Source organism: Bacteroidales bacterium (assembly GCA_012519055.1).
Lineage (GTDB): Bacteria > Bacteroidota > Bacteroidia > Bacteroidales > Salinivirgaceae > JAAYQU01.
On the sequence record JAAYQU010000046.1, the window covers coordinates 51,889 to 74,197 of the forward strand.

At 35.4% G+C, this 22,309-nt stretch carries 17 protein-coding genes; 3 read left to right on the forward strand and 14 right to left on the reverse strand.

The window, feature by feature from the left end:
* Positions 1–19: 19 nt before the first annotated feature.
* The 4 genes from rpsG to GX311_09785 all read right to left on the reverse strand — a co-directional run bounded on the left by rpsG (position 20) and on the right by GX311_09785 (position 3,659).
* Entirely contained in the window at positions 20–496 is a 477-nt protein-coding gene (rpsG, locus tag GX311_09770; GenBank protein ID NLK16670.1) for a 30S ribosomal protein S7, read from the reverse strand.
* Between the two features lie 16 nt (positions 497–512).
* On the reverse strand, positions 513–896 hold the full coding sequence (locus GX311_09775; protein ID NLK16671.1) for a 30S ribosomal protein S12: 384 nt from the start codon (positions 894–896) through the stop codon (positions 513–515).
* A gap of 198 nt (positions 897–1,094) precedes the next feature.
* A complete protein-coding gene (locus tag GX311_09780) occupies positions 1,095–1,892 on the reverse strand; it encodes a hypothetical protein (protein NLK16672.1) in 798 nt (265 codons plus the stop codon).
* A 12-nt stretch (positions 1,893–1,904) separates the two neighbouring features.
* Positions 1,905–3,659 (reverse strand): M28 family peptidase, encoded by a 1,755-nt coding sequence (locus tag GX311_09785; GenBank protein ID NLK16673.1) that lies wholly within the window; start codon positions 3,657–3,659, stop codon positions 1,905–1,907.
* Positions 3,660–4,260: 601 nt separating this feature from the next.
* On the opposite strand from GX311_09785, the gene GX311_09790 reads away from it, so the two are divergent.
* Positions 4,261–4,788: a C40 family peptidase gene (locus tag GX311_09790; GenBank protein ID NLK16674.1), complete on the forward strand. Its 528-nt coding sequence runs from the start codon at positions 4,261–4,263 to the stop codon at positions 4,786–4,788.
* On the opposite strand, the gene GX311_09795 is transcribed toward GX311_09790, so the two are convergent.
* From GX311_09795 to purB, 8 genes are all read right to left on the reverse strand, one after another.
* Entirely contained in the window at positions 4,783–8,694 is a 3,912-nt protein-coding gene (locus GX311_09795) for a PAS domain-containing protein (GenBank protein ID NLK16675.1), read from the reverse strand. The two genes, GX311_09790 and GX311_09795, sit on opposite strands and share 6 nt — an antisense overlap.
* Before the next feature lie 124 nt (positions 8,695–8,818).
* Complete coding sequence (locus GX311_09800; protein ID NLK16676.1) at positions 8,819–9,400, reverse strand: hypothetical protein; 582 nt, start codon at positions 9,398–9,400, stop codon at positions 8,819–8,821.
* 264 nt (positions 9,401–9,664) lie between these two features.
* Positions 9,665–10,813, reverse strand: a complete 1,149-nt coding sequence (locus GX311_09805) for an acyloxyacyl hydrolase (GenBank protein ID NLK16677.1) — start codon at positions 10,811–10,813, stop codon at positions 9,665–9,667.
* Positions 10,814–10,882: 69 nt separating this feature from the next.
* A complete protein-coding gene (locus GX311_09810) occupies positions 10,883–11,575 on the reverse strand; it encodes a hypothetical protein (protein NLK16678.1) in 693 nt (230 codons plus the stop codon).
* 100 nt (positions 11,576–11,675) lie between these two features.
* Positions 11,676–12,581 (reverse strand): DUF2807 domain-containing protein, encoded by a 906-nt coding sequence (locus tag GX311_09815; GenBank protein ID NLK16679.1) that lies wholly within the window; start codon positions 12,579–12,581, stop codon positions 11,676–11,678.
* A 19-nt stretch (positions 12,582–12,600) separates the two neighbouring features.
* Positions 12,601–13,488, reverse strand: a complete 888-nt coding sequence (locus GX311_09820; GenBank protein ID NLK16680.1) for a glycosyltransferase family 2 protein — start codon at positions 13,486–13,488, stop codon at positions 12,601–12,603.
* Between the two features lie 16 nt (positions 13,489–13,504).
* Entirely contained in the window at positions 13,505–15,331 is a 1,827-nt protein-coding gene (locus GX311_09825) for an ABC transporter ATP-binding protein (GenBank protein ID NLK16681.1), read from the reverse strand.
* A 12-nt stretch (positions 15,332–15,343) separates the two neighbouring features.
* The gene (purB, locus tag GX311_09830) at positions 15,344–16,696 is read right to left on the reverse strand and encodes an adenylosuccinate lyase (GenBank protein ID NLK16682.1); all 1,353 of its coding nucleotides are present in this window, start codon (positions 16,694–16,696) and stop codon (positions 15,344–15,346) included.
* 153 nt (positions 16,697–16,849) lie between these two features.
* Here purB and GX311_09835 point away from each other — a divergent pair, with 153 nt between their 5' ends.
* Together GX311_09835 and GX311_09840 are read left to right on the forward strand one after the other, a co-directional pair.
* Positions 16,850–17,620 (forward strand): menaquinone biosynthesis protein, encoded by a 771-nt coding sequence (locus GX311_09835; protein NLK16683.1) that lies wholly within the window; start codon positions 16,850–16,852, stop codon positions 17,618–17,620.
* Positions 17,621–17,634: 14 nt separating this feature from the next.
* Positions 17,635–19,035 carry a nodulation protein NfeD gene (locus GX311_09840; GenBank protein NLK16684.1) on the forward strand — a complete coding sequence of 467 codons (1,401 nt, stop codon included), beginning with the start codon at positions 17,635–17,637 and terminating at the stop codon, positions 19,033–19,035.
* Between the two features lie 51 nt (positions 19,036–19,086).
* Here GX311_09840 and rodA read toward each other — a convergent pair whose 3' ends face one another.
* Together rodA and mrdA are read right to left on the reverse strand one after the other, a co-directional pair.
* Positions 19,087–20,517, reverse strand: coding sequence for a rod shape-determining protein RodA (rodA, locus tag GX311_09845; GenBank protein ID NLK16685.1), 1,431 nt, complete (start codon positions 20,515–20,517; stop codon positions 19,087–19,089).
* The gene (gene mrdA / locus GX311_09850) at positions 20,495–22,309 is read right to left on the reverse strand and encodes a penicillin-binding protein 2 (GenBank protein NLK16686.1); all 1,815 of its coding nucleotides are present in this window, start codon (positions 22,307–22,309) and stop codon (positions 20,495–20,497) included. The genes rodA and mrdA overlap by 23 nt, the downstream gene beginning before the upstream one ends.

Here is a 22,309-nt window from a genome sequence, read left to right on the forward strand (position 1 = left end):
CTGTGTACTTCTTTATAATCTAAAATCTGAAATGTGAGAATGCTTTATTAGCTTCTGCCATTCTATGTGTGTCTTCTTTCCTTTTGAATGCTCCACCTTCGTTATTGTATGCGGCTAAAATTTCAGCTGCAAGTTTGTCTGCCATAGAGCGTCCTGCGCGTTTTCTGGCAAATTGTATCATATTTTTTACGCTGATAGCTACTTTACGAGATTCACGTATTTCCATTGGTATTTGGAAAGTGGCTCCACCAACACGGCGACTTTTTACCTCAACTTGTGGAGTAATATTTTCTAAGGCTTTTTGCCAAATTTCGAACGATGATAATTCGATGTTTCCTTTTTTCTTTTCAACTATATCAAGTGCTTCGTAGAAAATAGCGAAAGATAGATTTTTTTTACCTCTCATCATTAAGTCGTTGACAAATCGTGTAACTTGTGTGCTGTTATACTTTGGATCTGGCAACAATTCTCTTTTCTTAGGTGTTGATTTTCTCATTGCTCTTTGCGATTAATTATTTTTTTGTTGCTTTTGGTTTCTTTGTACCATATCTTGAACGTCTTTGTTTGCGTCCTTCTACACCTGAAGTGTCTAATGCTCCACGAACAATGTGATAGCGTACACCTGGTAGGTCTTTAACACGACCTCCACAAATGAGAACTATCGAGTGCTCTTGTAAGTTGTGTCCTTCGCCTGGAATGTAGGCGTTGACCTCTTTACCGTTAGTTAAACGTACTCTGGCAACTTTACGCATTGCAGAGTTTGGTTTTTTAGGCGTTGTTGTATATACACGTGTACATACTCCACGACGTTGCGGACAAGAGTCTAAAGCCGGAGCTTTACTCTTTTTCTCTATTGTCTTACGCCCTTTACGTACTAGTTGTTGTATTGTTGGCATAGTTTGCTTATTATAAATATTTTCAATATATTTTTTACAAATCGGACTGCAAAAGTAGAAACTTTTTCTCTATCTACAAAATTTATTTGTTTTTTTTGCAAAAAACCGATTAAATTGTAATATACCGCAATGAATAAAAATACAATTTTATTTTAAAGAAAAAACGAGACTTCCTCTATCAAGTATTAGGCCAAAAGATTACTTTGATGTCTCTATTTTTCCAGTTTCCCTGTTCAACTCACTGCCACGTGTCGAATGTGGAATGGAATTAATAACAAGAGTGCTTATTGTAGCCAGAACAATCAGCCATTTTCTGCTTTTTTTGATATTTAGCGCAACTGCTATTGACCACAATATGAAAGCTATTAGCGTTTTGTTGTCTGTTAGGTCGTAGCCCAATGGGAAGCCTGTCCAGTATTGTCCGAAGGCAAATTTCTGGACAATGGGTCCGAAAATCAAACCTCCGGCGGTTAATGCAATAAGAGTAAGACGGGCTATTAGACGGTAGTTACCTTTCTTTAATATTATCATAAATAGGGCAACAATGCTAAGAAGTGACGCGCTAAACATCAATATTATGTGTGGTATAAGTACCAAAGCAGGTACGCTATCTTTAAAACGTATTATTGCAGGTTGATCTTTTGTGTCAAAAACAGTTTCACTGTTTTGAGTTAATATAATATGGTATTCTAATTTTCCGGCTGATGGTTGTGTAGGCAAAATAGCTTCCCATATACTGTCTTTTAACGTAAATTGCAGTGTGTCATAATTGTATGTTCCTGGATAATATTTCCACAAAAGATACGCATTGTCGAATTTAACGCTCTCGGAAATAACAATTTTACAATCCTTGTCGGTTGTGGAGCTTCGTGGTAGTTTTATTTTGGTCTCTTCGTAGGTTACTTTCAGCGGATACGTGGGTCCTGTGGTTTTTTGATAAACTATGATAATCAAGGTAAATATTATTGATATTACCCAAACAATTGTTAGTCTCATTTCTGTACAAGTTTAAAATTTAATCAAAATTACTTTTTGCTTTTTATCTCTCTCAATGGTAATATTTGATATTTGATTTGGCGCTATATGTTGTAGCTTCTCCATATAGTCATATATGTTGTGAATTTTAGTTCCGTCTATATTAACAATTTTGTCGCCTTTTTTCAACTCTGCTCTGTCGGCTACACCTCCGGCTGTGACTCCCATAATATTTAATCCTGTGTTATCGCTTCCTGTGACATCCGGAATTATTCCGAGTGACACCTTAAGAGAGTTTCTTGTTGCGTGAGTTAATTTCTGTGGTTCTGTTTGACGATATGCAAGATCTGATTGAGGCATTGATATCGCCCTTAATAGTAGTTCAGAATAGTCAATAACTGACATTATTCCTGGATAATTAATGTTAGAAGCAATATCGTCTGGGGTATGATAATCTATATGAACTCCTGTGCTGAAGTATAGTACTGGTATTCCTTCACTGTTGAACGAAGCATGGTCAGACGGACCTGTTCCATATTGCGATTTTCTTATTTGTAGTGGTGTTTTAAGAGTGTCTATAATAGTATTGAATGCATCTGCTGTTCCTACTCCTCCAACACTGAGGACATTTTCATCCATACGACCTACCATATCATAGTTCAGCATTGCTTTTATCTTTTTTTTCTCAACAGGCAGGTTTTGCACCAAGTGTTGCGAGCCTAAAAGTCCCATCTCTTCAGAGGCGAACAAGGCAAAAACGACCGATACGGGTAAAGGATTGTTACTTAAACGTGTAACGAGTCCTAATACGGCTGCTGTTCCGGAAGCGTTGTCATCTGCACCGTAATGAATTTCTATTCTATTTGGTTCTCGAGAACTTGTTTCGTACCCACCATATCCCAAATGATCAAAATGTGCGCCTATTATTATGTATTGATCTGGACGTTCTGTCCCCTTAATGTAACCTAATACATTTTGTGTCTTACATGTAATCGGGTTAACCTCAATTGTAGTGTTAATAGTTATTTTTGACTGCTCAGATAACCTACTACTAGCAATAATAACCTCGTACGATTTTTTTGTTATCATTAATAGTGGTATTGGGACACGAAAAACTCCTCGACAAAACGTTATTTTGGAAATGTCCCCTTTATCATTTTTAACAAACAATTTATTACTTCCTTTGTATTGCGTTCTTATAAGTTGATTGTTTTGCGAACTGTAATATATGGGATTGCTCTTTCGCTCATTGCCTAACGAATTGACTATAAAGACTATCCCCTTGATATTCTCTTTTGAAGCATTGGTCGCCCATCTCATATATTCCCGAACTGAGGGATTATAGTTTCCTATTTCAACAGCTATCCACTTGTGTTGGGATTCAAGAGAAAGGGAGCCACTTATCAAAGAATCGAATGGGATATTAATTAATTCCGATTGATAGTTTCCTTCAGCTGTTACATTTACTGGTTCAAAATCTTCAAATAGGTTTAAAGAGGTATTGCCTATTGTGAGCCTGTTTGTTGGGGTTATTTTGACCCCAATATCAATACCAAAATATTGATAAAAACCTGATTCAAAGGGATTAACTTTTTTTGACTCTAAATGTTTTTTTATGTAATTCGCTGCTAAGCTATCTCCGGTAGTACATGGTAATCGACCCTCCAAAGCATCTGACGCTAAATATTCTACGTGCTTACGAATAGTTTCTTTAGTTTGCGCAAATAAGGTTACTTGGGAAAAAATAAGGGTAATGATAAAGAATATATAACGATATTTATTTTGCATGGTAACTGATCGTTTATTTTTCATTTACGGAGTGCAAATATAATTACAGTATCGACATTAACAAAACCGACCTAAGCCTTTTTAAACATTAATAATTTGATAAGATTCTGCACTTTTTAATTAGTTTTAAATTTCATTTTTCCTACATTTGTTGACGTTATAAAATTATTTTTACACAATGAACAACTGTAAAAAAAATAGTGTAACCTCATCTTTTGCACAACCCTTTTTTATGATATTTACATTACTGTTTTTGTGTTCGCAAGTGACACTCGGACAGCGATACATAAAAAAGCTAGACAGATGGGACAACAAGCAAAAGTATGAAAAACTATCAAGAAGAGCTCCGCGATTAATAAAAAAGAACCCAAATGACACACGTATATATTATTATGCTGCTTATTCTGAAATGAAACTTTCGGAAAAGAGTTCAAATCGCGAAAAAGGGTACAAGCATTTGTTGAACGGCATAAAGTTTTATAACGTATATCAAGCGAAAGTGCCTGAAACACAAATACCTATTGAACTTAAAAGGGGATTACATTCTTTATCGAAAGATTATTATAAATATTTTGAGGATTTAGGGAATAGCTCTTCTGTAATGATACTTGACGGTATTTTGGCATATACTTTTAATGATACAACTGGAAGTAATAACGATTTTTTTGTTTCAAAAAACATCAAAAGTGATATTCCAGACAATAAATTGGTCAAACACAAATATCGCGAAATGATTGTTTCTGAAGCTATTAAACACGAAGGCAAACCTTATAAATATGCAGCTAACGGACCTGATAAATTTGATTGTAGTGGTTTTGTCCAATATGTTTATCTGCAAGCAACCGGATATAAATTACCTCATAGTGCGTCCGCACAATCAAAATTAGGAAAAAAAATCCGACAAGATGAGGTAATGCCTGGTGATTTAGTGTTTTTTGGAAATCCCACAACAAAACATATAAATCATGTCGGGATAGTTATAAAAACGTCTGACAACAAAGTTAATAGCATTATTCATGGTACAAACTCTGGTATAACTATTGATAACAGCGAAAGTGCTGGTTGGAAAAAGCATTGGAAATCAATAATTGTGAAGTTTATAACTTTTGAAGAATTGATAGATTTATAGTTCGGCAAGGAATTGCTTAAATGATTCGTTAGGTGTAATGCCATCACCGTTTTGTGAATATTCTGTTTTTATTCTGTTTACAAAATACATGTCGAACATACCTCGATTTTTAATCTCCTGTTTTCCGCGATACTCACACTCGAAATAATCTTTAATCATTTTATACGTACTTCCCGAAATATTTACCCTACCAGGATCACACGATGACTCCATACGTGAGGCAATGTTAACAGTATCGCCCCAAACATCATAAGCAAATTTTTGTTTTCCAATTACCCCCGAAATTATTTCTCCTGTATGCAATCCTACTCTAAACTCCCAAGCCAAACGACCCTCATTTACTTTTCTTTGATTAATTTCATGGGCTTTTTTCTGTATTTGTAATCCTACCAATAAAGTATTAAAGGCATGTGAGCTGTTTGATACCGGTACGCCACCAACACACATGTACGCATCTCCAACGGTTTTGATTTTTTCAACATAATTCTGTTTTATTATTTCGTCAAACTCGTTAAAATATTCGTGTAATTCATGTAAAAGTTGCTGTGGAGTGAGCGATTGACAATATTTTGAAAAATCTTTCACATCGGCAAACAGTACAGTAACCGACTTGTAATATCTTGGAGTTGCAAAGCCTTTCGATTTTAATTCTTCGGCTATCTCTTCAGGTAAAATGTTCTTTAATAGTTTGTCAGTATTTTCTTTTTGAATAATAATCTCCTCTTCTGCCTCTTTAATACGAGTTATATCTGTTTCAACCGCAATAAGTTGTTCATATTTATGTTCGTGAAAAATAATAGGAGTTAAAACTGTCTGAATCCATTTTTCCTTTCCTTCCGGGGTAACATGTTTTGAAACAAATGATTGTGTCTGATCTGTTTCATATAAGTCTTTTATTCGCTGTAAGCTATCTGCATCATTATGAAACTCAAAAATTGTTGTTCCGTAAAGATTTTTAAACTCATCTAGGGATATTTCATACATACGGTGAAATCCTTCGTTAACCCATTCAATTTCTCCGTGTTTGTTCATAATAATAACTGCATTATCTGTTTTTGATGCTACTAAAGAGAGCTTTCTTAATTCATTGTTTATATGTTTAATATGAGTAATGTTGATTTCAATTACCGCTATCATTTGAAGATTACCCTTGTCATCATAAACAGGTGTTAGCGTCGATTGCACCCAAAGTTCTTCGCCCATTTTGTTCGAAGTTCGGTTACTGTAAGTTACTGACCTTTTATTAGTTAAAATTTCTTCAATAACGTGTTCGATTTTTTTATTTGACTTTGAATCTAAAATTTTTTTCCCATGGGCATCTATATATTCGTCAAGTGTATATCCATACATTTTAGTAAATCCTTCATTAGCCCACTCCCACTCCAAATTTTTGTTTGCTATTAAAACAGCATTGTCGGTTTTACTTGCGACTACAGATAATTTTTTGAGCTCTGCGTTCATTAATGATAAGTTTTCTGCTTGAACTCTTAACTCTTCTCCCTGTTGTTGAACACGCATTGTTTCAAGTTGTAACTCAATGGTACGGCTTTCAACAAGTTCTTTTAACATTCTATTTCGTCTTATTAGGGCTAATTGCCTATACCATAAAAACAATGCCATTCCGAGTAATATTATCAAAATGAGTAAAGCAATAAACCAAGCTGTTTGATAAAATGGTGGTTTTACAACTATTGGGATTGATATTTCGTTTTCGCTCCATTCTCCTTCGCCATTAGTTGCTTTAGCTCTAAAAATATATTTTCCGGGTGGAATAAATGAGTAGGTTGCAATATTTGTTGAACTCGGCTTTATCCATTCTGCATCGAGGTTTTCCATAAAATATGAATAGATCACATTTGAAGGCAATTTCATATCTATAGCTTTAAAGCTAAAGATTAAATTATTGTTGTCATGGGATAGGATAATGCCTTCAGCAGGTTTATTCAATACTGGATAATAGTAGTTTGATACTGTATTAGTAGTTGTTATACATGTAAAATGTAACTTTACTTCAGCACTATGAGTATGCTTTGCTTCTGAATTGAATACTGATACTCCATAAATATTTCCAATCCAAATACAGCCATCAGAATCATCAAAAAGTGCATTTAAGTTACACTCAAGACCTTCGAATCCTTGCTCTACTCCGTAAGCGACTATATACGGTTCTGCCGAAGGTTGTCGAAATAGAACTTGATGAACTCCTCTGTCGGTTCCAAACCAAACTGAACCATTTTCAGCTGTCAATACGCTATATATGTTGTTTGATAAAAGCCCTGTTGCTGTTGTGTATTGTAAAGTTGTTCCGTCTGGTTTGATGCAAAATAATCCATAGGCAAAGGTTCCAACCCATAGATTGCCATACATATCGTAATCAATACCACAAACTAGATTTTTCTTAGTAAAAGGGAGTTGATTATAATTTATTTTCAAATCTGAAGGATTGGTAGATTCAAAATACTCGTCAATTTGATTATATTCAAGTGAAAAAGCTCCGCCATCTTCTGTGCCTATCCAAACCGTATCTCTATTTGTAATTGAAATTGTTTTGATATTTATACCAGGGATGTCTTTTTGGATATTCATAACCTTTTGGTTTGAAATCACATAAACTCCATCTTTTGCTGTTCCAAACCATATTCGACCCTTTGTATCTTCTTTTATAACTATTGCTCCAACTATTTTTTTGTTCTCAGGAGTATGGTATGTTTTTACTGTTTTTTTATCTTTTTCAATAATAATCACATCTGAATCCTTGCTCCCTACAAGAATACGCCCGTCTTTTAAATGTTCTATACTATATATAACATTCGACGGCATTTGACTATTCCCGGCAAATTTACTTACTTTTTGTTTTTTATCAATTATTACAATACCATTTCCAAAAGTTCCGATCCATTTATTGCCTGACTTATCTTGGCTTATAGTCATTACTGCTTCGAATAGTGGATTGTCTGTTTTAAGATAGTGTAAAAACTGTTCTCCAGAGAATTTTACAAGTCCTCCTCCATCAGTTCCTATCCAAATATTATTGGAAAAATCGTGTACAATGGCTGTACAAAATAAATTCGGTAGCCCGTTAGCACTATTTAAGAAAAAGTGTTTTTCCCTATCCCACTTTACTACACCTGATCCGTAGGTAGAAAACCAAATCTCATTAGGAGAAAACGTTAGTATTTGAGTAATACTTGAGTTTACTCTAGAATTAAATTTTTTATCCCAAAACCACGTGTCGTTTTCGAAATAGGCCACTCCTCTATTGGTTGCTGCCCAAATAATTCCGTCTGTATTAACTTTAATCTGATTTACTTCGATACCCTTAAACAAAGGTATATTACTTACAGTTGTATCTTTTCTTAAATATAATCCTTTTGTAGTTGATATAAATAGTGAGTCTTCTGAAACAAAAGATAAGGACTTAATTGAATAACCTAACGATAGTTCGTGAATTACTGTTGTATCTCCCTCTAATCTAAAAATATCTCCCTCGTCGTTGCCGAACCAAATTTCTCCATTCTCCTTTTGTGTAAAGGCCGTTACTGTTGTGTTACCGTAAAGGGTATCGGAATCGAAGTTTAAAATTGTATCACGTTTTATGATAGAGAAAAAATGTTGTTTTATTCCACAAATTACCTCATTATTGTCCCTGACAATAAGTGAAACAACTCTGGTATATGATAATCCTTGCTCAGTTTTAATATTTGTAAACTGTTTCCCGTCGAAATAGTCAACCCCACCACCATCAGTTCCTAACCATAGATAACCGTACTTGTCAATTTCCATGCAAGTAACCTGAGATTGTGATAGTCCTTTGTCTAAAAAAAAGCGAGTATAATTCAAGTGCTGCCCTATAGCTACATTAGTGCAAATAAGACAAATAAGCAGTGTAACATTTCGCACTTTCATCTATATATTTTTTCAGAATAAGTGGGCTAGCGGATACCCAAATTAATTATCGTATATAAGATGTATAGACAACAAAGTCTTTCATATTCAGAAAGACTTTGTTAACACCTATTAAATTATTCTATTAATCATCTCCTGAATCAGGATCTGCTGCAATTTTCACTTTTAGTAAAAAGAAAAAGTTGTCTTTGTCATCTAAAGGCAAAAATTGATACTCAAGCTTACGACCGGTTTTTCTAGCAATATCAATTAATCCTAATCCTGCACCTCCTTTTTCAGAAAGAGTACCTTCTTTAATTTGCTTTTTGTACAGAGCTTTTAATTCTTCCTGCGAAAGCGAATTAATTGTATCTATTGACCGTTTTAGCGGGTCAATTTTCTCTCGGTAAATTTTATTAGCTGTAATGATATTCCAAAAGCCATCTTTTTTACCGACAATAAACATTCCGTTACCAATCCTATCGTTAGCATCATAATCATCAGAGTGTTTTGTCATATTCTGCAGACACTCGACCATTACATGAAAAACTTTGCGGCGCACCGACTTGTCTTCATTTTGCTTGTCCATGTTATTTTCAGTCATGGAGGTAAACATTTTCATAATTTCATGACTGAACACACCCTCATAAACAAGCGAAAAGCCATTTGATACCATTTCGTCGTGTAGCGCTAATACTGTTTTTATAAAATTAATGTTTGCACTCATATCATCTGTTATTTTTCATTAAATACTGTTTTGGTCTCGGACGTTTGATATTTATTATGTTAATAAAATGTTAAACTAATATATCTGTATCAATTTTGATTCGGTATACTGGTTTTTTGTGATTGCAAATTTATTATACTAAATATTTAATAAAGCTCTCTCGGCCTGACAAACAGACTGTTACATTCTGTTCTGTTTACTTATTATTCTTTCAAAAACGCTAAGTTACAAAAAGGTTTTGAATCAAACACAAAGCTAATAAAATTATTTATTAAAACAATCATTAAATTTCCACACGAACCCAGTTTCAACATAATCGGCTGAACCAAAATGTGATTTTAATGCTACCATTAAACAAACTTGTTGTGTTACATCTACTTCTAAAATCCAACGATTAAAATATATGCGATCCAAAGCATTGTAGAAATACAATCCCATTTGAATATTGAAGGTTATTTTCCCGAAATGCATTGACCAATTCGCATGACATGCAGGAGAAAAATTTTTTGCCAAACTTGGATTGGATATGCTGTCGGGAGCGATATAAAATTGTCCTGCACGATACTTGACGGATTTGCGCATACTGCCATCGTAAAGGAGATCAACTCCTCCGCCCCACGAGTTTGTGTGAGAAAATCTTTTACGGATAGTGTAGTGTATGTCAGCTACAAAATTTTTTGTTCCGTCAATCGGTGTTGCTTCTTTATATCCAAGACCAAAGTGTATTAAGTTTTCCCACTTTTTGGTTACTTTACTGACAGTTGTGTTACTAAGTTTTTGTCTATCATCTAACTTATGTTTGGCTCCGAACATTACAAAAAATGTATTAAGCCCCCAGTTGGGCATATCAGTGTTTCCGTTTGAATAGTGATTTAACCCAAAATCTAAACCTAACGATGTTTTGCTGGTTGGACGATATTCAATTCCAGAAGTAATAAGTAGAAATGCATTGAAGTGCGAACCGATTGCAGTGTTATTTGGATTTGTAACTGAGTGAAATTTTTTGGATACATATCCAAGACCTGCTCCAAGATTGTAGTTCCATACAAATCTGTTAGTTTCTATTATCGGGATATCAAGGTATCCAAAGGCTGCATGACCATATCCTAATATGCTTGGGTTGCTAAAATCAGAAATCATATATCCGACGCCTGCTGAGGGACATCTGTATGCTTTTTCCCAGTCGGAACTGCCGTTGAAACGCCAGCCAACACGTAGTTGTGCTCCTCGCGTATAGTCCTCTATAAAATATATCATTGACCTGTGATGAGCATACAAATATCCTGTGTAGGTAGATGCCTGAAAATAAATTGAGGGGCGCAAACTGTCTTCGACAGACTGAGAACGTGTAGTGGTAGTTAAAAGCAGTGATAATAATGAAAAAACAAAAAGTCGATATTTATTGATAATCATCGTGTTTATACCGTTTGTAATATTTACATCGTAAAAAATTGTATATCAGAAGTATTTTTCATGCTAAGCTTACTGATTTATATATAGTTTGCCCTTTCCGTAGCTTTCTCCTTTGATATGCTCTATTCCCCCATTTTGATAAATATTACCGTTTCTATAAATTTTCCAATTCAACTCTTTTTGTGCACTTGTGTAGCAGTGTCCATTCGACAATTGGTTACATTGAACCTTTGTGGCGAAAAGTTCAGTTGCATCAATAGTTGCTAATCCGCGATTGTAAATGTATAGATAGTTAGTGTTACCACTAAGCATATACTTCCCACTACAATCATTTATTTTAATCTCAATGTTTTCGGCGATTAGTTTTAAATTGCAGTCTCCCATATCGCCTTTTTGCGAAAACAAAAAACTCTGAACACGCATTGTATCAGTGAAATAGACCCGCGCTGCTTCTGTAATCTCAATTTCGGTAAGCAAGTTTGTGTGCAAATAAACTTTTATAGTTCTGTATCCTTGTGTTGCTATTACTTTAGCAGTATTGTCTAATGTTAGCTTGAGATTAACACTATCATATAAAGTTTTTATTGTTTTGGCTTGATTTTCACCACACTCTATTATAAGTTGATTAGTAGAATCGGGTGTTACATAAACATCAAACACATCGTTAATTGTTAACGACTTAACTTCACCAATAGATATTTCATTGATAACAATATCGCCTTCAGCTGGATAAATAAGTTGACAAGATTGTATATAAAACATTGCTAACAAGACACTTAACATGCATCTCGCACTTAAAATAGCCTTTCTTACCTTATTTATGAAAAAACCAATGTGTATATTTTTATTTTTCAAATAATTGCTAATCGTTAATTGTTAAACTTCCTGCTTTACTAACGCTTTTCTTTACATTTTGCGGATTACCATAACATACTATGTCGCTTGCACCTGAAACGGAAATGTTAAGATTATCGGTTACATATACATTGCCATCGGAAGAACCCGAAAAACTGGCTTCGCAAATCTGCGATACCAACCCTTTCGCTATTACGTCGCTTGAACCACTTGAGCTTAGTTTCAAACATTTAGATTTCCCCGATAAATATGCATCACTTGAACCGGTAAGGGTAATTTGGCACTGCTCAGCATCAATATCATGTAAAACAACATCGCTCGAACCACTTGCGTTTACAAATATTTCTGTTGCAGACAAGAATCGAATCTTGGAATTACAGCTGCCTGAAAATCGACCATCGAATGAGCTACATTTAAGCAATAGATTCTCCAAATCGGAGCTTCCACTCATTTTTACCTTAAAATTCTTAGTTTCAAGAGGTGTTTCAAAAATAACATCTACGCTACCCGATGCATTCAATCCCGCTAATTCAGTAATAGTAATGTAAGCTTTTCGGATTATTCGAGAATCGTTATTCCAACTATTCTCAAAACCCTGATAAAACATTCTCAAAATATCCCAAAAACCGTATATTATTAATTGATTTTCAGACCGTTCGACTGGCTTACTAGAGATGTTTAACACACCTTCTTTCACTTCAATAACAACATATTCGACAAACTCCTCACTTACTTCAATTGAAACGCTTTGCAAATTAGCCTGTTTGATAATTACATCCCAAGCACCCGAAGCGTTGATAGATGTAAAGTTATCTACATTAATATTTTTCTTTACTATTCTGCTATCTTGCGCCGATACGTATTCTATTGCAAATGCAACAAGAATAACTGTTAAAAAAGTTTTTGCTTTCATTTCTGTAAACTATTAATTGTTAATTGCTTTTTCCTTTATATATCAAATAGTTCTTGTACTCCGTAGAAATGCCAAAAACATTGTTGAGTACCTCTTTTATACGTTGTTTAAATGTTTTTCGCTCAAACGAAATATCGTATTCAAATTTCCAATTTTTCGCATTTATTCTATCTAACATAACTTTCGGATGCGTTTCTTCAAATAGAGCAAGTTGGTCGATATTTGACAAATAATCATATTCGGGTGCTTTTACAACGTTTTGCTCGATCCATTGGTCATCGTGCCACATTTTGTGAAAGTTCTCCTGTTTTTTCTGCATCGCACGAGGATCTTTAACCCACCCATAATGAAACATATAAGCATCAATGGGTACTACGATTAATTTTTGGTTATTATCCTTACGAAAACCTTGCGCGTCGCGGTATGAGTATATGTTTTTGTTGTTTTTTATTACTCTGATTTCGTTTCTATACCATTTCAATGAGCTTCCAACATAATCATACGAGCCGTAAAAATGTTTGTACTTAAAGAGTAGTCCGTCAACTTCCGGATTATCTTTGTATTTGAACATTGCTGATTTAATGGTATCTAAATATTTTTCATGTACAACCTCGTCACCCTGAATGTAAAAAGCCCAATCTGTATCGGTTTCAATTGCTGCAAAAGCCTTATTTGTCTCATCTGCCAAAACTTTTCCACCTTCGCGCAATGAGTCATCCCAAACGGTTTCAATGATTTTTATTTTAGATGCGTCGATGTTCCGAATCAAATCAAGTGTAGAATCTTCGGATTTTCCGACCGCTACAACAAAATCATCACATATTGGAAGTATAGATTTGATAGCCTCAACAACAGGGTAATCATATTTTACAGCGTTTCTGATAAAGGTAAAGCCTGTAACTTTCATTTTCGCAATTTTATATTTATTCTGCAAAGGTTTGTAAATCGTATAGCTTTTTGTAAACACCGTTAAGTGCAAGTAACTGCTCATGAGAGCCTTGTTCAACTATTTCTCCCTCTTGCATAACGCAAATCACGTCTGCGTGGACGATTGTTGACAACCTGTGGGCAATTATTATTGAAGTTCTGTTTTTCATTACGCGAGTAATAGCCTCTTGCACAAGCCTTTCTGATTCCGTATCAAGTGCTGATGTAGCTTCGTCTAAAATCAATATTGGAGGATTTGCCAAAATCGCTCTTGCAATGCTTATACGTTGCCGCTGACCTCCACTAAGCTTGCTTCCTCGGTCACCGATGACGGTATCGTAACCATCGGGTGTTGCTTCAATAAATTCGTGGGCGTTGGCAATTTTTGCCGCTTCAACAACTTGCTCTTGGGTTGCGCCCTCAATGCCAAAGGCTATATTGTTAAATATGGTGTCGTTAAACAAAATAGGCTCTTGATTTACAATTCCCATTTTCTCACGCAAATCGTGTGTTAAAATTGAACGAACATCCAAGCCATCAATTAGTATTTGACCCTCGTTAACATCGTGTAAACGTGGCAACAGATCAACCATTGTTGATTTTCCGCTACCGCTTTGCCCAACAAGAGCTACTGTTTGTCCCTTGGGAATAGTTAGATTGACATTTTTTAAAACAAAATCATCGACATACTTGAACGAAACATTTCTGTATTCAATTTTCTCGTTAAAATCTGAAAACGTTTTAGGATCGTCTGGATTTTTGATTTTCTGTTCAGCTTGAATAATAAAATCAATACGCTCGGCTGATGCTAGTCCTTTTTGTATATTATAATAAGCATTTGAGAATGTTTTTGCAGGATTTATAATTTGAGAAAATACGATCAAATATCCTATAAAATCTTGTGATGTAAGCTCTGATGTTCCGCTTAAAACCATTCTTCCTCCATACCACATAATAATTACAACTACCAAGGTTCCCAAAAACTCACTTAATGGCGATGCTAAATCACGTCTGCGCCAAATGCGTGTTATAACACGGTTATAGCTTTCGTTATTGCTAATAAACTTATCGTTCATACGGTTTTGTGCATTAAAAACTTTAATAACACGCATGCCACTGAGAGTCTCTTCAATTATAGATATCAACCCTCCTAATTTATCTTGCGCTACTACCGATTTTTTACGCAAACTTTTACCAACACGCCCAATTATCAATCCTGTAAGTGGCAACAATATGAGCATAAATACCGATAGTTCAGGACTCAGATATATCAAAGCCGCCACATAAATAATAATTGTCATGGGCTCTTTAAAAAGAATTTCAATCGACTGAACTATAGAAAACTCCACTTCGTTAACATCGTTTGTCATTCTTGAAATAATATCGCCTTTACGTTCATTGGTAAAAAATCCCATGTGTAGCTTTAATAGCTTGCGATATACGGCGTTTCGCAAATCAACAATAATGCCTGTTCTAACACGAATCATAACGAAACGTGCTAAATAGAAAAATCCTGTTTTAAATAAAACCGCGATAACAACAAACACAGAGATAATCCAAAGTGCTTGTATTTTGCCCTCGTTTTGAATAATGGTACTCAAAAAATAGTTAAAATTGTGCGATATCGACTCCATTGAAACCCCCCATGCGACAGGCTCTGTCACCAATGGCTGATTATCAAACAGTATCCCCAAAAAAGGAATTGCCATTGTAAACGAAAAAAGACTAAATATTATGGAGAAAATTATAAATATGCTGTGCCAAACTATGTATTTAGTATATTTTGGAAACACATATCTCAGTAAAGACTTGATTTTCTTCATTATAAGTTTTTATTATGTAAGTTTAATTCCTGTGTAAGTTTGAGGGGTGAGTTTTAACAACTCCTCTTTTACTTTGTCGGAAACTTCTAAGGTTTCAATAAATTCGCGCATTGATTCACGCGTAATTTGCTCGTTTGTTCTCGTTAACTCTTTCAGTGTTTCGTATGGATTAGGATAGTTCTCACGTCTCAAAATAGTTTGTATTCCCTCTGCAACAACGCTCCAGTTGTTCTCTAAATCAGAATTAAGTTTTTCGAAATTCAAAATAACTTTACCCAATCCCCTTTGTATGCTTTTAAGAGCAATTACCGAATGTCCTAATGGTACCCCTATATTTCTCAAAACGGTCGAATCGGTTAAATCTCGCTGAAGACGACTGATAGGCAGTTTTTCCGATAAATGATTATAAAACGCATTAGCACAACCCAAATTTCCTTCGGCATTTTCAAAATCAATTGGATTAACCTTGTGTGGCATAGCCGATGAGCCAACTTCGCCCTTTTTTATTCGTTGTTTGAAATAATCCATTGAAATATACGTCCACATATCGCGACAAAAATCAATTAATATGACGTTTATACGGCTTAAGTTATCGAAAACAGTTGCCATATCATCATAATGCGATATTTGTGTGGTTGTTTGCAAACGTTCAAGTTTTAAAACATCGTGAACAAAATTGTTAGCAAACGCAACCCAATCAATATCAGGATATGCAGCAAAATGAGCATTAAAATTTCCCGTTGCTCCACCGAATTTACCACTTGCTGGAGTAATTTTCAATAGTTCACGTTGTTTTACTAAGCGTTCTACGAATACGGCAATCTCTTTACCCAAACGTGTTGGAGATGCGGGTTGTCCGTGGGTACGCGCGAGCATTGGCACCTCTTCCCATTCGGCAACTTTTAGCTCAAGGTCTGTTATTACGCTATTCAGAAGTGGATAGTAAACTTCGTTCACAGCATCGCGAAATGCGGCAGGGAAAGCTGTATTGTTTATATCTTGCGATGTTAAACCGAAATGAATGAACTCCAAATATTTATCTAAGTTTAGATATTTGAGCCTATCTTTTATGTAGTACTCAACAGCCTTAACATCATGGTTTGTAACCTTTTCGATATCTTTAACCTCTTGTGCATCCTTTATGGTAAAATCTTGATATAGAAGCCTTAACTTTTCGTAATGATTTTTATCAAAACCTTTTAACTGAGGCAAAGGAAGTTCGCATAAAGCGATAAAGTATTCAATTTCAACCCATATACGATATTTAATTATTGCATATTCGGACAAAAATTGTGATAAATCTTGTGTTTGAGAATGATATCGACCATCTATTGGCGAAATTGACATCAAAGAACTGTTATCCATATTTTCGTTTTTTTCACAAAGATAATTATTTATCGAGTTAAAAGTAAAAAGTACTTTTAACTTTCTCCTTCCACCTTTTACCTCAATTGCACATTGTTAATTAATAATTGTTAATTGCTTTAGCTATCTTTGTAGCATTAATTTATTATTTTTATGCAAAATAAACGTATTGATATTTCTGTTGTTTCGTATGCAAATACTTGGCCCATGCTTTACGGCATTGAAAATTTTCCCGATGCGAAAAACAGATTAAATCCTGTGCTCGATTTTCCTGCAAACTGTGCCAAAAAGATTATATCAGGCAAGGCTTCAATGGGATTGCTTCCTGTTGGCGGTTTACTGTCAACACAAGATTATAGAATTGTTACTAAATTTTGTATCGGTGCCGACAGTCACGTCCAAACGGTAATGTTGTTCAGTAATATTGAACTATCTAAGGTAAAAAATATCATACTCGATTATCAATCAGCAACCTCTGTACTTCTAGCAAGGATTTTAGTCAAACACTTTTGGAAATTAAACGTTAACTTTAAGCTTTTAACATCCGATACCAATATCGAGCAAATACCAAATGATAGCGCAGTTCTAATAATCGGTGACAGATGTTTTGGGTTGAAAAACAGGTATCAATATTCAACCGATTTAGCCACCGAATGGAACAAGTTTACTGGACATCCTTTTGCTTTTGCGGTATGGGTGGCGAACAAAAACGTTTCGGAAGATACAATTCAAATCTTGGAAAAGGCAATAGAATGGGGCATAAATAATCTCGATGATGCCATAAAAACTTACAACAAAACAAACAATCCCGATTTTCAAAGCATAAAAAAATATCTGACCGATTGTATAAAATATGAACTTACAGACGAAAGGCACAAGGCAATCGAAAAATATATAACTTTGGCAAAAGATTTAAACATATAAGCAGATATAAACAAATGAAGTCACTGATAATAACCACTTTATTAGTTTTAACAACAGTAATTGGTATAGGAAACGATATTGCAACCGATACTCTACGTGTTTATCAATTCGAGCTTTTAGAGGATATCGGTGCCGGCTCGTGGCGAAAAACCAAAAAGGCAATGAAAGAGGCTGCCGACTCGGATGCAGGTCTGATTCTAATACACATGAATACCTACGGCGGACTTTTAAATGCAGCCGACAGTATTCGTACTGCCATTCTGAACAGTGATATACCTGTTTGGGTGTTTATTGACAACAACGCAGCATCTGCAGGGGCACTGATTTCCATTGCGGCTGATAAGATATTTATGAAACCCGGTGGAAACATTGGCTCGGCTACGGTTGTAAATCAAACTGGTGAACCACTGCCCGATAAATACCAAAGTTTTATGCGCTCGTTAATGCGAGCGACAGCCGAATCGCACGGGGCTGACACTATTATCGTAAAAAAGGACACAACCATTGTTTGGAAGCGCGACCCGCATATAGCCGAAGCTATGGTCGATCCGGACATAGAAATTGAAGGCATTTCGCCCAAGGGTAAAGTTCTTGCATTTACAACAAAAGAGGCTATTAAACACAAATATTGTGAGGGCGAAGCTAACAGTATCAATGAAATTTTAGACAAACAAGCAACACAACCATACGTTATAAAAAAACAGGAACTAAGGCCTATAGATCACATTATTCATTTCTTTATCAATCCAGTAGTTCAAGGATTATTGATAATGTTAATAATTGGCGGGATATACTTTGAATTGCAAACGCCCGGGATTGGATTCCCTCTTTTTGTATCTATAATGGCAACAATACTCTATTTCCTTCCGCTTTACGTTGAGGGCATTGCTGCATACTGGGAGATAATAATTTTTGCTGTTGGGTTAATACTGCTAATTATAGAGATATTTGCTATCCCCGGATTTGGTGTTCTGGGAATTTCAGGAATAATTTTAATGATTGTCGGGCTTGCAATGGCAATGGTTGACAGACTTGAATTTGAGTATATGCCGATATTGTGGAGCGTTTTAGGCAAAGCGTTTTTTATAGTTACAACAACATCTGCAATATCACTTTTTGTGAGTATTTGGCTTGGGGGCAAACTTTTCAAATCGTCACGTTTTTCACAACTCGCACTCAATACGGTTCAGAATACAGATGAAGGATACATCGGAATTGACAATTCTATTATAGAGATACAGGGAAAAACCGGTGTTGCTAACACTGATCTACGACCATCGGGAACTATAGAGATAGAAGGGAAATTTTATGATGCTATGGCAAAAGATGGCTTTATTGAAGCTGGCACTAAGATACGTGTTGTTGAAGTTAAAATGGCACAACTGTACGTTAAACCAATGAACAATGTGCAATGAACAATGAACAATTATTTCATTGCACATTGTTTATTGCTAATTACTAATTGATTATGCCATTTGTTCTGCTCTACTAGCATCAAGCTTCAAGAAAATAAACAGTAATATGGTAAATACCCACAAGGAGGAACCTCCGTAACTGAAAAATGGCAACGGAATACCTATAACGGGTGCAATTCCTATTGTCATACCTATATTTACTGCAACATGGAAAAAGAGAACGCTAAAGACCCCATATCCATATATCCGCCTGAACTTACTCCTCTGTCTTTCAGCCAGGTATATAATTCGCAACAGTAGAGTAACAAATAAAATAATAACTATAGATGAACCCACAAAACCCCACTCCTCGCCTATTGTGCAAAAAATAAAATCTGTGCTCTGCTCTGGTACAAAGTCGTATTTTGTCTGTGTTCCTTGTAAAAAGCCTTTCCCCCAGAAACCACCCGAGCCTATAGCGATTTTCGATTGATTTACGTTATAACCCGCTCCCAAAGGGTCAAAGTTGATACCTAAAACGTGATCTATTCTGTCGCGTTGGTGCGGTTGTAGCACGTTGTCATAAATGTAGTCAACTGAGTATGAGAACCCTATTAGCATTATTGATACGACCCAAACAGAGAGCAAGTATGTTGAATTTTTTATATACGAGTAATACACTAAATATAGAGCTAACAGGAGATGAAATCCTATCATAATCCAGTGTATTTCAATGTTTATGTCGAAAATAAACGTGATTGCAATTGCTGCACCTATTACCATTAGCATAAAAATCCCCAAATAAACCAGATCTCGTTTTATACTGTATTTTAAATAAGCATATATCCAACATGCAATTAGAACTAAACTTACAACCCAATAAAACGGCTTTGTGAGCGCTATAATAAACAAAACGATAGCGAAAAAGGCGATCAATAAAATCCATCCGGGAAGACCTTCACGATAAAGCATAAATACTAGCGAAGTAAAAACTAATGCCGAACCTGTGTCATTTTGAAGTAATATCAAAATCGTAGGTACAGCAATTATTGTTAAAACGATTAAAAAATTTGGCAATTTCATTAGTCGTCTTCCAGGTTCGCTTAAAAAATTTGCTATAGCCAAGATTGTAGCAAACTTTGAAAATTCTGCTGGCTGTATCTTAATCTCTCCTATCGCAAACCACGAACGTGAGCCACTAATCTCAACTCCAAAAAGAAGAACTGATATAAGTAACAGCATTACTGCCGCATAAATGGGATATGAGAAATAAACATATATCTTATTATCAATCAGCAAAATGACAACAATTAATACAATTGCTGCCAAAATCCACAATAGTTGTCGTCCATACTTTTGCGATATATCGAAAATGCTACCAAACTCTTCGTTATAGACGGCTGCATAAATGTTGAACCACCCCATAATTACTAATATGCCATACAGGGCGACCGTAAACCAATCGAGAGAGTTCCAAATATTAGTTATTTGTCTTCTGAACATTTATCAAATCTCCTTCTAAAATTCGGTTTTCGAGCCATAGTCTCGACCTACTAATTGAATCACTTAAGTACTTTTCTATAACAAGGCTTGCAATGGGTGCCGACCACGTAGCTCCAAAACCTGCATTTTCAACATATACTGCAACTGCAATTTTTGGATCGTCTTTAGGAGCAAACGCAATAAAAATTGAGTGGTCTTTTCCGTGTGGATTTTGTGCAGTACCAGTTTTACCACATATATCTAACCCGTCAATCCGTGCAATGCGCGCTGTTGTGCCCGCTCCGCCATTCACAGCCAAATACATTCCTTCAACTACTGGTTTAAAATAAACAGAGTCGATTTTTACATATCGCTTAGTAAGATATTTTTCATCAATTTTCTTTTGACCCTCAATCTCCTTAATAAAATGTGGAATTATATAGTATCCTCTGTTTGCAACTACACAAGCCACGTTTACAATTTGAAGTGGAGTGGTTAAGATTTCACCCTGTCCTATACTGTTTGAAACAATATTCAGCGATACCCACTTTTTGTGCCCTTCCCGTCTGTCGTAAAAACTTGTATCAGGAATTAATCCAGGAAGTTCAAAAGGAAAATCAAGACCAAGTTTCTGATTTAAACCAAATGAAGTAGTCATATCATACCAACGCATATAATTTTCTCTAAAACCGGCTTGCCCATCTTTATCCAACAAAGTTCTAAAAACGTTACAGTAATATGCATTACAGCTATTTGAAATTGATTCTACAAGTTTTAAGGGTGTATAATGTGTATGACACCCTAAGAAGAATCTTCCCACGCGGTATCCTGAATAACAATAATACGCTGTGTTTACATTCAATGTTCCCATTTGCTGTCCAACCAAAGCATTTATTATCTTAAAGGTTGAACCAGGTGGATATTGTGCTTGTAACGCTCGGTTAAACAGCGGTTTAAGTGTATCGGCTTCCAATATTTTATAGTTTGCGCTTCTTTCTCTTCCGCTAAGAAGGTTTGGATCGAATCCTGGTGCTGAGACCATACAGAGTATCTCTCCAGTCTTAGGTTCTACAGCTATTATAGCTCCTTTTTTATTTATCATTAAGCTCTCGCCATAATTCTGTAAATCGGTATCGATTGAGATATTTATGTTAAGTCCGGGAACCGCTTGTTTGTCGTTTCTTCCATTATTATATCGTCCTTTTATGCGGTTATGAACATCGACCATAAAAACCTCTACTCCTTTTTCACCGCGCAATATATGTTCGTACGATTTTTCCAGTCCATTTATACCGATATAGTCCCCGCTTTTATACAAAGGATCTTGTTTAGTCTGTTGTTCAGTTACTTCGCCAACGTATCCTAACAAATGGGCTGAGTTATGTTCTGGGTATTTCCGCACCGTCCTTGTTTGTGCATAAAAACCCGGAAATCTGTATAGCTTCTCAGAAAAATTAGCATAATCAACCCTGGATACCTGTTTTAAAAAAATTGACGGTTTAAAACGACTGTATTTTTTTGCCGTATTTAACTGTGATTCCAGGTATTCCGGAGTAATTTTAAGCATTTCGCATAATCCGGCACTATCAAATGGCTGTAACTGGCGAGGTACAACCATAATATCATAGACAGGCTCATTGTAAACTAGTAGTCGATTTTTTCTATCGAAAATTAAACCACGGGTTGGATATTGCGTTACAAATCGCAGAACATTACTACTGGCATAGTCGCGATATTGTTTTTGAATGGTTTGGATATACAGCAATTGTATTACATAAACCAAAAAAACTGCGATTACTATTCCTCCAATAAT